This is a genomic window from Saccharothrix sp., assembly GCF_031180885.1.
Lineage (GTDB): Bacteria > Actinomycetota > Actinomycetes > Mycobacteriales > Pseudonocardiaceae > Actinosynnema.
This window is the reverse complement of sequence record NZ_JAPSLK010000008.1, coordinates 176,003-188,543: the sequence shown is the minus strand read 5'-3', so window position 1 is coordinate 188,543 and position 12,541 is coordinate 176,003. Positions and strand designations below refer to the sequence as shown.

Sequence of the window (12,541 nt, the reverse complement as noted above, 5' to 3'; positions counted from 1 at the left end):
ACCTCCGGGAACGGGCAGCGGCGGGGAGTGGCGAGTGGGTGTAGCGGGGCGGGGATGCCGGCGTGGGTGTGGCGCGGCGCGGGTGGGGTGCGGCGGCGGGCGTGGCTGGGGCGGGCGTGACCTGGGGGCGGGGCGTGGCTGGGGGCGGGCGTGACCCGAGGGCGGGGCGTGGCTGGGCCGGGCGAGGCCACCGGTGCGTGGGTGGGCGGGCGTGTGTTGCCGGGTGGGGCCGCCGGGCGGACGTGGCCTGGCCGGCGTGGCTGGGCGGGGTGTGGAGCTGGGGCGGGGCCCGGCGGGGGAGTGCCCGGCGGGGGAGTGCCCGGCGGGGGAGTGCCCGGCGGGGGAGTGCCCGGCGGGGAGGTGCGTCCCCGCCGGGCTCGCGGGCTACTCGGTCGGGGAGGCGGCCTGCCGGGCGCGGTTGCGGAAGATCCAGAAACCCGCGCCGATCAGCAGGACCGCGAGCAGCCCGCCCCACAGCGGTGCGGTCGGCATCGACCCGCCCGCCGTCGGCTTGATCGCGACCTCGCCGCCGCCCGCGTTGACGGCGGTGTTGTTCGGCAGCGCCACGTACGGGAACTGCTTGCCGAACGCGTTCTCGTTCGCATCGACCTTGTCACCGGCCGCCAACCCCTCGACGACCCCGTTGACCGTCGCACCCTCCAGCGCCTGCAACCCGATGTCCACCACGTCGTCGGTGAGCCGCCGGCCGTTGGGGAAGCCCTGGTTGTCCTTGGCCAGCACGCCCAACCGGTTCTGGTCACCCGACACCGGCACCCCCATGTTCAGCCGCAACTGCTCGGACGGCACGAACTTCCGCGGGTTCACGTCCGCGTTGTTCACCTGCGAGTTCAGGTCTGCCTTGATCGGACCGCCGAGCTTGGTGGTGATACCGGTCAGGAAGATCTCGACCAGGTCGTCCCGCTTCCCCCTGGGCGCGGGGATCTTGTAGATCTGCTCGATCAGCCGAGGCACCTCGGGTTCGGTGACCCGGTCCACCAGCTCCTCGACCTTGGCGTCCTGGTCGGGCGTCAGCGAGTTGAACGTGTCCTTCAGCGCCGCCGGCACCACGACCTCGTTGACCAGCGGGTTGCCCAGCCGCGACACCTGCACCCACTCGCCGTGCGCCCGCGCCCGGCCGGGGCTGATCTCCATCGACCGGCGCTCGGTGTCGCTCCACACCCCGATCACCGGGTTGCGCTTGGCGTCGCCCTTGAGCGCCAGCCAGTTCTTGGGCACCTGCAACGCGATCGTGTTGGCGTTGAACCCGCGCAGCGTGTCCTGGCCGACCTCGGACAGGTCCGCCCCGTACAGCAGGTCGAACACCCGCAGGTCCAGGAAGAACGGGTCGTCGGCCTGGCCCACGAACGCCTTCGCGCCACCGGGCACGGCGGTGATCGCCTGGTCGCGCAGCGCCCCGTAGTCCGGCATGGACTTCGGGCCGGTGTTGGACGGCGCGACCTTGCCGCGCTGCACCAACTTCTTCGCGTTGCCGCGCTGGTCGACCACTTCCAGCGCGTAGAACTGGCGGAACAGCAGGTTCTCGTCGTCCAGCGAGGTGACGGCCCCGTTGTTGTACAGGAACGTGGACTTGCCGCGCCTGTCCTCGGTCTGGAACGTGAACCGGTAGGTCAGGTCGGCCTTGGCGTCGCCGTCGTTGTCGACGTTGATGTCGTAGCGCGCGTCGGTCGCGAACGGGTAGAAGTTCGGGCCGCCGTTGGGTTCCTGGAACGGCGCGAAGTTCGCGATCAGCGTGACGGTGTCCTGGTGGTCGGGGCTGACGAACGCGTAGACGTCGGTGTTGTCGACCGCCGGGTCGCCGGCGATCAGCGGCGCCTCGCGGTGGCTCGACGCGCCCGCCGGACCCGGCGCGCCGACCAGGCCGGCGGCGGTGGCCGCGACGCCGACCGCGGCGAGCGCGGCGGCCACGCGCGTGGTCCGGCGCCTGGTGAGCGGTGTGGACATGCTCGATCCCTTCATCGGCGAGCGTGCAGACACCTGACTGTTCGGGCACCGGAGGGCTCCGGTTCAGAACGTAGGGGTCGCGCCCGGTTCACGAGTCAGGGGTTGGTCTTCCGGTGAGTGGAAGCGTCCGTTGACCGCCGCGGACGCCGAAACCTACGGTCGATCTTGGAACCAGCCCCGGACGAACAGGAGCCCGCGGTGCCATCGCAGACCACGCCGCAGTACCGCCGGGACCCGGAGTCCCAGCCCCCGGTGCGCTGGCCGGACTACCGGTCCAACGCCCTGCGCGCACCCAACCGGCCGCTGGTGCTCGTCCCGCACCGCCTGGGCGAGATCACCGGCCCGCTGCTGGGCGAGGGCCGCGTCGGCCCGCACGACAACGACCTCACCGCGGGTCACGCCGGCGAGCCGCAGGGCCAGCGGATCATCGTGTCCGGGCGGGTCCTGGACGGTGACGGCCGCCCGATCCCGAACACCCTGCTGGAGGTCTGGCAGGCCAACGCCGCCGGCCGCTACCGCCACGACGGCGACCGCCACCCCGCGCCCCTGGACCCGAACTTCACCGGCGTGGGCCGCACCCTGACCGACGCGGACGGCCGCTACAGCTTCACCACGATCCACCCCGGCGCCTACCCGTGGCGCAACCACGACAACGCCTGGCGGCCGGCGCACATCCACTTCTCTCTGTTCGGCACCGCGTTCACCCAGCGCCTGATCACCCAGATGTACTTCCCCGGAGACCCGTTGTTCTTCCAGGACCCGGTCTACAACTCGGTCCGCGACCCGAAGGCCCGCGAGGCCATGGTCGCCCGCTTCGACCTGGACACGACCGTGCCGGAATGGGCCCTGGGCTACCGGTGGGACATCGTGCTCCGCGGCAAGACCCCGACCCCGCTGGAGGAGGAGGGCGACGATGACTGAACCGCTGATCACCACGCCGTCCCTGATCACCACGCCGTCGCAGACCGTCGGCCCGTTCTTCGCCGTCGGACTGCCTTGGGAGGACGGCCCGTTCGTCGTCCCCGAAGGCACGCCCGGCGCGTTCCGCATCGAGGGCAAGGTCCTGGACGGCAACGGCGACCCCGTCCCCGACGCCGTGGTGGAGACCTGGCAGGCCGACCCGGAGGGGCGCTTCGACCACCCCGACGACCCGCGCGGCGCGGTGCGGTGGAAGGATTTCCGGGGCTTCGGCCGGTGCGCGACCGACCCGGACGGCCGCTACGGTGTGCTCACCGTGAAGCCCGGCCCGCTGCCGACCGGCGACGGGGGATGGGAGGCGCCCCACCTCAACGTGTCCCTGTTCTGCCGGGGCGTGCTGGTGCGCCTGGTCACCCGGATCTACTTCCCGGACGAGCAGGCCAACGCCCACGACCCCGTCCTGACGACCCTCGACCCCGCCGCGCGGGCCACCCTCATCGCCGCCGCCGCCCCGTACGGCTACCACTTCGACATCCGGCTGCAAGGGGAGCATGAAACCGTCTTCTTCGACGTCTGACCTGTTCGGCCCGCTGTTCACCGACCCGGCCGTGGAGGCCGAGATCAGCGACGGGGCGTGGCTGCGGGCGATGCTCGACTTCGAACGCGCGCTGGCGATCGTGCAGGCCCGCGCGGGCATCGTGTCCGAGGAGGCGGCGCGGATGGTCGTGACGGCGATCGACGTCGGCCACTACGACCCGGCCGAACTCGGCGCCGGCGCGCTGACCTCGGGCACCCCGGTCGTGCCGCTGGTGCGGGCGATCGGCGCGCACGTCACGGCTGAGGGCAAGGCCGCCGTGCACAACGGAGCGACCAGCCAGGACGTGCTGGACACCGCCCTGTCCCTGGTCGCGTTCCGCGCGCTGGGACCGGTCCTGGACGGCCTGCGCGGCGTCGCCAAGGAGTGCGAACGGCTCGCCCAGCGCCACCGCGACACCCTCATCGCGGGCCGCACGCTCGCCCAGCACGCGCTGCCCACCACGTTCGGCCTCAAGTGCGCGGGCTGGCTGGTGGCCGTGGACGAGGCCGTCGACAACCTCACCCGCGTCCGGCACGAGCGCCTGGCCGTCCAGTTCGGCGGCGCGGCGGGCACCCTGGCCGCGGTCAACGACCCCAGCCTGACCGACCAGCTCGCCGCCCAACTCGGCCTGGCCGCGCCGCTGATCCCGTGGCACACCAACCGGACCCGCATCGCCGAACTGGCGGGCGCGCTGGGCGCGGTGTCCGGCGTGCTGGCCAAGATCGCGCAGGACGTCGTGCTGCTCGCCCAGACCGAGGTCGCGGAGGTCGCCGAGGCCGAGGGCGGCACGTCGTCCGCCATGCCGCACAAGCACAACCCGGTGCGCGCCGTCCTGGTCAACGCCTGCGCCCGCCGCGTCCCCGCGCTCGTCTCGACCGTGCTGTCCGCGATGGCCCAGGAGCACGAGCGCGCGGTCGGCGCCTGGCACAGCGAGTGGCAGACCGTCACCGAGCTGCTGAGACTCGTCGGCGGCGGGGTGCGCGGCGTGCGGGAGCTGCTGTCCCGGCTGCGCGTCGACCCGGACCGGATGCGGCGGAACCTGGAGCTGACCGGCGGCCTGCTGATGGCCGAGAACGTCGCCGTCCGCCTGGCCGCCCGCATCGGCCGCGCCGAGGCCCAGGACCTGGTCGCCGAGGTGTGCCGCACGGCGGTGCTGTCCGGCCGTTCCCTGCGCGTCGCGCTGGAGGCGGACCTGCGCATCGACCTGTCCCCCGAGGAGATCGCGGAGGCCCTGGACCCGGCGGGCTACATCGGCAGCGCCGGCGAGTTCGTCGACCGCGCGCTCGCCGCACACCGCGAAAGGCCCGGCCGATGACCCTCCACCACGACCTCACCGGCCCACCGGACGCCCCCGTCCTGGTCCTGGGCAACTCCCTGGGCACCACCACCGCCCTGTGGGACGCCCAACTCCCCGCCCTCGTCGAGCGCTTCCGCGTCCTGCGCTTCGACCACCGCGGCCACGGCGGCACCCCGACCACCCCGGGCCCGTACCGCTTGGACGACCTTGCCGACGACGTCCTGGAACTCCTGGACACACTCGGCCTGTCCCGCGTCTCCTACGCCGGCGTCTCCCTGGGCGCCATGGTCGGCATGTGGCTCGCAGGCCACGCCCCGGAACGCATCGACCGCCTGGTCCTGTGCTGCACCACCGCCGCCTTCGCCTCCGCCCAACCCTGGCACGACCGCGCCGCCGCGGTCCGCGCCGCCGGCACCTCCTCCATCGCGGCCGTGGCCGTGAGCCGCTGGTTCACCGAGGACTTCGCGGCCCGCAACCCCGACGTGATCCGGACCTTCGAGACCATGGTGTCCACTGTGGACGATGAGGGCTACGCCTCCTGCTGCGACGCCCTGGCCGCCCTCGACCTCCGCTCGGTCCTCCCCGCGATCGAGGCCCCGACCGCGGTCATCGCGGGCCGGCACGACATCGCGACCCCGCCGGAACACCAGCGCCAGATCGCCGACGCCATCCCCGACGCGGTCCTCCACACGGTCGACGCCGCCCACCTGGCCAACGTCGAGGCCGCCGACGCCGTGACCGCCATCCTCCTCGACCACTTGGCGGCCCGATGACCGACGACACGCTGCCAGGGGCAGACGGCATGCGGACGCAGGCGGACGACATGCGGGCGGGGGCGGACGGCGCGCGGGTGCGGGCGGACGGCATGCGGGTGCGCCGCGAGGTGCTCGGCGACGAGCACGTGGACCGGGCGATCGCGCGCACCGACGAGTTCACCGCGGACTTCCAGGACCTCATCACCCGCTACGCCTGGGGCGAGATCTGGACCCGCCCCGGCCTCGACCGCCGGACCCGCTCCTGCATCACCCTGGCCATGCTCGCCACCCTCGGCCACGACGCGGAACTCGCCATGCACGTCCGCGCCGCCCTGCGCAACGGCCTGACCCGCGACGAGATCAAGGAGGTCCTGCTCCAGGTCGCCGTCTACGCGGGCGTTCCCGCCGCCAACCGCGCGTTCGCCGTCGCCCAGCCGATCCTGGCGGAATGACCATGTCGAGGTGTTGGACGCTCGCGTATTTCCGAGCCCTTTTTCAACGCGATCGTCCAACACCTCGTATACGTCTCACCAGGTAGGCCGCGCGCTCATCCCGCCGTCCACCACGAGGTCGTGCCCCGTGATCCAGCGGGCGTAGGGCGAGGCCAGGAAGACGCACGCGTCGCCGACGTCCTCGGGTGTGCCCAGGCGGCCGAGCGGTGCGGCGGCGTGCCAGCGGGCGACCCCGTCGGGCCAGGCGTCGGCGAGGCCGGGTCGGTCGATCAGGCCCGGCGACACGGTGTTGACCCGGATGCCGAACCGGCCGTACTCCAGCGCGGCGGTTCGGGCGTGCATGATCAGCGCGGCTTTCGAGGCGCAGTAGTGGGCGTGGCCGGCGGCGGGTTGGGTGCCTTGGATGGACGCGATGTGCGTGATCGAGCCGCCGTTGTCGCGCATTGCCTTCGCCGCCGCCTGGGTGATGGCGAAGGCGCTGACCAGGTTGGTGTCGACGACCGCGCGCCAGTCGGCGACCGTCATGCCGTCGAGGTCCTGGTCGGGTTGGACGCCCGCGCAGTTCACGACGGCGTTGAGCGTGCCGGTGGCTTCGGCGAACAGGTCCGCGCAGGCGCGTTCGTCGGTCAGGTCGGCGCGCAGGAAATCGCCGTCCGCCCGGTGTGCGTGCTTGAGTACCGTCGCCCCGGCCTCGGCGAACCGACGCGCGACTCCCGCCCCGATGCCGCCGCTGGCGCCGGTGACCAGGACGGTGGTGCCGGTGAGGTCCATCAGACCGGCTGGAGCGGGGTGTGCGGGGCGGCCGGGAGTTCGACGCGGATCGGGTCGCCGGGACGGACTTCGCCGCCGACCAGGACGATCGACATGATGCCCGCCTTGCGGACGAGGTTGCCTTCGGCGTCGCGGCCCACGACGTGCTTGAGCAGGCCGTCTTCGAAGGCGTCGATCTGCGGGCACGGGTTGCGCAGCCCGGTCACCTCGACGATCGCACTTCGTCCGAGGTGCAGCAGGGTCCCGGTGGGCAGGGCCAGGAGGTCGACGCCGCGGGTGGTGACGTTCTCGCCCAGCGCGCCGGGGGTGACGTCGAAGCCGAGGGCGTTGAGTTCGTCGTGGAGCTCGGCGTGCATGAGGTGGACTTGGCGCAGGTTCGGTTGCGTGGGGTCACGGCGGACGCGGGAGCGGTGCTTGACCAGTTCGCCCGCGTGGACGTCGCCGTCGACGCCGAGGCCCGCGACGAGTCGGATGGCGTCCTCGTTCGGTTTGGTGAACGTGTACTCCGCGCTACGGCTCACTGCTTCGACTGTCCCCATGATCGGTGAGCCTAAACGGTAAGACTTCGCGGGGTCGCGGCGATAAAGCCGTTGCAAGCCCTGTGGAACGACGGTGAAAGATCATGGACGACGAACTGACCCACCGAGCGCGGGCGGTCCTGCGGGCCGTCGCGGCCGGCCGTGCCGAAGTGACGCACAGTCAGGAACCCGACCTGCGGGTCGACGGGCTGCTGTGCAGCGACCAGGTAACCGCCCGCCAGTTGGCCCATGCCGGACTGGTCCGTCCGGCGGGGCGGGGTGGTGACGGTCCGTGGGTCCCGGCGGAGATCACCCCGGCCGGCCTGGCCCTGCTGGCTTAGCAACTCGGGTACTCGACCGGGGTCGGCACCCCAAGCCCCGCCGACCCACTAACCCACCCACCTCGGCCGCACTACCTCGCCCCCGCGGCGCTATCCCGGCCCGGCCGCACTCACCCGCCCCGGCCGCGCGGGCACAGCGTGGTCCACTCGGCGCCCGACCCACCCGGCTTGCTCCCCGACCTGCTTGACCCTCCGGCCCGGCAACCCCGCCCGGCTCCGCCAACTCGCCCGGCCCGCCAGCCCGTCCGGCTCGGCGTCCCCTCTGCCTCGACCGCTCGCCTGGTCGGGGGTGGGCCGCAGGTGTGAACAGGCCTTGACCCTGTGTGTCGGGCGCGGTTCACTACGTGGTCGTAACCGGTTTCGGTACCGGTTCCGGATGACATCCACAACGTCGTGGGGAGTGTCCAGTGCGAGTCACGATCGCCGAAGTCGCCCAACGCGCCCAGGTGAGCAAGGCGACCGTGTCCCGCGTGCTCAACGGCAAACCCGACGTCGACGCGGCCACGGCCGCCCGCGTGCGGCAGGTCATCGCGGACGTCGGCTACGTGCCCAGCGCCCGGGCCGTCGGGTTGGCGCGCGGCCGGGCGCGGACCGTGGGCATGTTGGTGCCCTCGTTGACCTGGCCGTGGACCAGCGAAGTCGTGCAGGGCGCGGTCGACGAGGTCGAGGCTGAGGGGTACGGGCTGCTGCTCTACACCGTCAACCGGGGTGCGGAGTCGTTGGCGCAGTTCGCGAGTCACGTGTCGGCGAAGGCGTTCGACGGGCTGCTGGTCATCGAGCCGCCGGACACCTTGAGCTACATCGAGACCCTGCACACCCAGGGCCTCCCGGTCGTCATGATCGACGACCGGGGCAGCCGGCCGGGGTTCCCCTCGGTCGCGACCACCAACCGGGAAGGGGCGCGGGACGCGGCGCGGCACCTGGTGGCGGCTGGGCGTCGCCGATTCGCGGTGGTCACCGGGCCGTTGACCTTCGGGTGCGTCAAGGAGCGGCTGGACGGGTTCCTCGACGCGTTGGCCGAGCAGGACGTCCACGTCGATCCCCGACTGGTGGTCGAGGGCGACTTCAGCACCGACCGGGCCGCGGTGGCGGCGGAGAAGTTGCTGGGCTCGGGGTTGCCGTTCGACGCGGTGTTCGCGCACAACGACCTCTCGGCGCTCGGCGTGATCCGGGTGTTGCAGGCGGCGGGTCGTGCGGTGCCCGGGGATGTGGCGGTGGTCGGGTTCGACGACATACCGGTCGCCGCGCACACCGAGTTGACCACCGTCCGCCAGCCGATGCGCGAGATGGGCGGCACGGCCGCGCGGATGCTGCTGTCCCGCCTCGACGGCAACGCCCTGCCGCCCGAGCCCGCCGTCCTGCCGACCACCCTGGTCCCGCGCCGGTCGGCCTGATCCGGCGTCCACTTCGGACCGACGAGGGACCAAGCCTGGACCGGCCTTGGACCGACGCGGGACCGACGGCGGGGCCGGTGCGGGATCGACGGTGGGCCGACGCAGGGCAGACGGCGGGACCGAGAGGCGACCGGCGCTGGACCTGCGTTGGGCCGACCGGGTGTGGGGCGTCCTCCGAAGTGCCCTTTCACCGATGCGGAAGGTGAGGCTAGCCTAATCTCTGGAGAGGTCCGGATCACTCCCACCGTGCGCGGACTTAGGTTAGGGTAACCAAAGTTCGATCTCCTGTTGTCGCACCGATGGGACAGCCATGCCACAGCCACCTGTCTTCGACGTCCTCGGCGTCGGCTTCGGGCCCTCGAACCTGGCGCTCGCGATCGCCGTCACCGAGTACAACGCCGCCGCGCGCCCCGAAGACGTGGTGACCGCCCACTTCCTGGAGCGCCAGCCCCGCTTCGGCTGGCACCGCGGGATGCTGCTGGACGACGCGACCATGCAGGTGTCGTTCCTCAAGGACCTGGTGACGCTGCGGAACCCGACCAGCCCCTTCAGCTTCCTGAACTACCTGCACGGCAAGGGCCGGCTGGTCGACTTCGTCAACCACAAGAACCTGTTCCCGCTGCGCGTGGAGTTCCACGACTACTTCGAGTGGGCCGCCGAGCAGGTCGACGACCTGGTGTCCTACGACCACGAGGTGGTGTCCGTGCGGCCGGTCGTCGAGGACGGGGTGGTGACGCACTTCGACGTCCGGTCGCGCACGTCCACCGGCGAGGTCGAGGTGCGGCGGGCGCGGAACCTGGTGCTGGCGACCGGGTTGCGGGCGAGCCTGCCGGACGGGGTCGAGGCGTCCGAACGGGTGTGGCACAACCGGGACTTCCTGCAGAAGGTCGAGGCGCTGACCGACCCGCGGCGGCTGGTCGTGGTCGGCGCGGGGCAGAGCGGGGCCGAGATCACGGCTCACCTGCACGAGCGGTTCCGGGGTGCGGAGGTGTGCGCGGTGTTCGCGCGGTACGGGTACAGCCCGGCCGACGACAGCTCGTTCGCCAACCGGATCTTCGACCCGGACGCGGTGGACGACTTCTACGCCGCGCCCGAGGACGTGAAGCGCAAGCTCATGGGCTACCACGCCAACACCAACTACGCCGTGGTGGACAACGACCTGATCGCCGAGCTGTACCGCCGGGTGTACCGGGAGAAGGTGCTGGGCGTGCGGCGGCTGAGGGTGCTCAACCTGTCCCGGATCGCCGATCTGGTGGAGACGGCGGACGGCGTTCGGGTGACCGTGGAGTCGCTGTCCAGCGGTGAGCGGGAGGTGCTGGAGGCGGACGCGATCGTCTACGCCACCGGGTACCGCGAGGCGGACCCGTCGGACCTGCTGGGGGAGCTGGCGGGGCGGTGCCGGCGGGACGCGGACGGTCGGCTGCGGGTCGGGCGGGACTACCGGGTCGCCACGGACGACGGCGTCGAGGGCGGGCTCTACCTGCAGGGCGGGACCGAGCACACGCACGGCATCTCGTCGTCGCTGCTGTCCAACACGTCCGTGCGGGTGGCGGAGATCCTGTCGTCGGTGCTGGAGCGCCGGGAGCCGGCCGTGCCGGAGCAGCCCGCGTACGCGGCGACCAGCAGTTAGGTCCTTTGTGGACTGATGTTCTCCGGTCGAGGGGTCGGGCTCCACAACGGGCCGGTGTTCGGTTAGCCTCGCCTAAACGTTCGGACCAGGGAGCGGGTGGATGACGGCTCGGTTGCGCGGCGAGGGCCTGACGCTGGCCTACGACGAACGGCTGGTGGCCACCGGCTTGGACGTGGAGATCCCGAACGGGTCGTTCACCGTCATCGTCGGCCCGAACGCGTGCGGGAAGTCCACGCTGCTCAAGGCGCTGGCGCGGATGCTCAAGCCGCGCGCGGGCACCGTCTACCTGGACGGCGCGGCGATCGCGTCCTACCGCTCGAAGGAGGTCGCGCGGAGGCTGGGGCTGCTGCCGCAGTCGTCCATCGCGCCCGGCGGGATCACGGTGGGGGAGCTGGTCGCGCGCGGCCGGTACCCGCACCAGGGGTTGCTGCGGCAGTGGTCGCCGGAGGACGAGGGGATCACCGCCGAGGCGATGCGGCTGACCGGCGTGCACAACCTGGCGGACCGGCAGGTCGACGAGCTGTCCGGCGGGCAGCGGCAGCGGGTGTGGCTCGCGATGGTGCTCGCGCAGCAGACGTCGATCCTGCTGCTGGACGAGCCGACGACGTTCCTGGACATCGCGCACCAGATCGAGGTGCTCGACCTGTGCGCCGACCTGCACGAGGACGGCGGGCACACGCTGGTCGCGGTGCTGCACGACCTCAACCAGGCGTGCCGGTACGCCACGCACCTGATCGCCATGAAGCCGGGCGAGGGCGTGGTGGCGCAGGGCGACCCGGCGGACGTGGTGACGGCAGAGCTGGTGGAGGACGTGTTCGGCCTGCCGTGCCGCGTGATCGAGGACCCGGAGACGGGCACGCCGATGGTCGTGCCGCTGCGCCGCCAGCGAGTCGCCGTCGCTTCCTGAGTCGGGTCCTGGCCGTCGCGTGCTCCGGCGTCGCGTCCCGGTGGTCGTTCAAGCGCGCCAGCGGTCGCGGCCGGGAGGTTCGGGGCGCAGGTCGCCGGTGTCCGGGTGGAAGGCGGCGGCGATGGCGTCGGTGTCCCAGTCGTCGCGGACCAGTACCGGCTGCTTGACCGCGTACTGGGCGATCACGTGCAGCTTGTCCGGCAGGAAGCGGACCAGTTGGCCGGTGACGTGCCGGGAGGCGTCGCTGAGCAGGTAGGTGACCAGGGGCGCCATCCGCGCGGCCGGGGTGGACTGCGGTGAGCCGAAGGTGTCCTTGCGGGGGTCGCGCTCCATCATGCCGGTCCAGGCCAGCGGGCACACCGCGTTGACCCGCACGCCCCGCTCGGCCAGGCCGCCCGCCCACGAGCCGGTGAGTGCGGCGACGGCGCCCTTGGACGCGGAGTATGCGGCGGCGTCGGCGCGGCCCAGCATCGCGCCCGAGGCGACGTTGACGATCGAGCCGCCGCGCATGACCTTCGCCGCCGCGATGCCGCAGAACATCGTGCCCAGGACGTTGACCTCGATCACCCGGCGGACCGTCTCCGGGTCGTCGTCCCAGGGCGCGGCGAAGTGCGTGGTGCCCGCGTTGTTGACCAGGCCGTCGACCGCGCCGAACTCGTTGTGGCACAAGGCGATCAGCTCTTCGGCGGTCTCGGTGACCGAACCCGTGTGCGCGACGGCCGTGCCGCCCTCCGCGCGGATGTCGGCGACCACGCGCTCGGCTCCGGCCAGGTCGTTGACCACGACCGACGCGCCCTCCCGGGCCGCGTGCCGCGCGTAGGCCTCGCCCAGGCCGCTGCCCGCGCCGGTGATCACGACCGCTTTGCCGTCGAGGAATCCCATGCCCGCAGTGTGCCGCAATGCGCTTGCGCAAATCACCCGAACGGAAACGCCGGGAATGGCCGGGGCCGTGGTAAAAAGGGAATTCGCCTCAAAACGGGAATGAGGCTGGAATGCGATACAAATCCATTGTATCACAG

General features: G+C 72.1%; 13 protein-coding genes. 9 read left to right on the top strand and 4 right to left on the bottom strand.

Annotation, left to right across the window (positions count from 1 at the left end; translation table 11 throughout):
* Positions 1–384 precede the first annotated feature (384 nt).
* Positions 385–1,962, bottom strand: a complete 1,578-nt coding sequence (locus tag RIN75_RS13870) for a DUF4331 domain-containing protein (RefSeq protein ID WP_309112298.1) — start codon at positions 1,960–1,962, stop codon at positions 385–387.
* A 198-nt stretch (positions 1,963–2,160) separates the two neighbouring features.
* Here RIN75_RS13870 and pcaH point away from each other — a divergent pair, with 198 nt between their 5' ends.
* From pcaH to pcaC, 5 genes are read left to right on the top strand one after another with little or no spacing between them, the layout of a single operon-like run.
* Positions 2,161–2,883, top strand: a complete 723-nt coding sequence (gene pcaH, locus RIN75_RS13865; RefSeq protein WP_309112297.1) for a protocatechuate 3,4-dioxygenase subunit beta — start codon at positions 2,161–2,163, stop codon at positions 2,881–2,883.
* The gene (gene pcaG / locus RIN75_RS13860) at positions 2,876–3,457 is read left to right on the top strand and encodes a protocatechuate 3,4-dioxygenase subunit alpha (protein ID WP_309112296.1); all 582 of its coding nucleotides are present in this window, start codon (positions 2,876–2,878) and stop codon (positions 3,455–3,457) included. Before pcaH ends, pcaG begins: the two co-directional genes overlap by 8 nt.
* A complete protein-coding gene (pcaB, locus tag RIN75_RS13855) occupies positions 3,432–4,772 on the top strand; it encodes a 3-carboxy-cis,cis-muconate cycloisomerase (protein WP_309112295.1) in 1,341 nt (446 codons plus the stop codon). The genes pcaG and pcaB overlap by 26 nt, the downstream gene beginning before the upstream one ends.
* Positions 4,769–5,527 (top strand): 3-oxoadipate enol-lactonase, encoded by a 759-nt coding sequence (gene pcaD / locus RIN75_RS13850; RefSeq protein ID WP_309112294.1) that lies wholly within the window; start codon positions 4,769–4,771, stop codon positions 5,525–5,527. Before pcaB ends, pcaD begins: the two co-directional genes overlap by 4 nt.
* Before the next feature lie 29 nt (positions 5,528–5,556).
* Positions 5,557–5,961: a 4-carboxymuconolactone decarboxylase gene (gene pcaC, locus RIN75_RS13845; RefSeq protein ID WP_309112293.1), complete on the top strand. Its 405-nt coding sequence runs from the start codon at positions 5,557–5,559 to the stop codon at positions 5,959–5,961.
* Positions 5,962–6,036: 75 nt separating this feature from the next.
* Here the strand turns inward: pcaC and RIN75_RS13840 are convergent, their stop codons facing one another.
* Both RIN75_RS13840 and RIN75_RS13835 read right to left on the bottom strand, forming a co-directional pair.
* The gene (locus RIN75_RS13840) at positions 6,037–6,732 is read right to left on the bottom strand and encodes an SDR family NAD(P)-dependent oxidoreductase (RefSeq protein ID WP_309112292.1); all 696 of its coding nucleotides are present in this window, start codon (positions 6,730–6,732) and stop codon (positions 6,037–6,039) included.
* Positions 6,732–7,253, bottom strand: coding sequence for an MOSC domain-containing protein (locus RIN75_RS13835; RefSeq protein WP_309112291.1), 522 nt, complete (start codon positions 7,251–7,253; stop codon positions 6,732–6,734). Before RIN75_RS13835 ends, RIN75_RS13840 begins: the two co-directional genes overlap by 1 nt.
* 101 nt (positions 7,254–7,354) lie before the next feature.
* On the opposite strand from RIN75_RS13835, the gene RIN75_RS13830 reads away from it, so the two are divergent.
* From RIN75_RS13830 to RIN75_RS13815, 4 genes are all read left to right on the top strand, one after another.
* The gene (locus RIN75_RS13830; RefSeq protein ID WP_309112290.1) at positions 7,355–7,591 is read left to right on the top strand and encodes a hypothetical protein; all 237 of its coding nucleotides are present in this window, start codon (positions 7,355–7,357) and stop codon (positions 7,589–7,591) included.
* A 407-nt stretch (positions 7,592–7,998) separates the two neighbouring features.
* Positions 7,999–8,985: a LacI family DNA-binding transcriptional regulator gene (locus RIN75_RS13825; RefSeq protein ID WP_309112289.1), complete on the top strand. Its 987-nt coding sequence runs from the start codon at positions 7,999–8,001 to the stop codon at positions 8,983–8,985.
* A 310-nt stretch (positions 8,986–9,295) separates the two neighbouring features.
* Entirely contained in the window at positions 9,296–10,615 is a 1,320-nt protein-coding gene (locus tag RIN75_RS13820; protein ID WP_309112288.1) for a lysine N(6)-hydroxylase/L-ornithine N(5)-oxygenase family protein, read from the top strand.
* Positions 10,616–10,715: 100 nt separating this feature from the next.
* Positions 10,716–11,522: an ABC transporter ATP-binding protein gene (locus RIN75_RS13815; RefSeq protein WP_309112287.1), complete on the top strand. Its 807-nt coding sequence runs from the start codon at positions 10,716–10,718 to the stop codon at positions 11,520–11,522.
* A gap of 48 nt (positions 11,523–11,570) precedes the next feature.
* Here the strand turns inward: RIN75_RS13815 and RIN75_RS13810 are convergent, their stop codons facing one another.
* Entirely contained in the window at positions 11,571–12,404 is an 834-nt protein-coding gene (locus tag RIN75_RS13810) for an SDR family oxidoreductase (protein WP_309112286.1), read from the bottom strand.
* Positions 12,405–12,541: the final 137 nt, after the last annotated feature.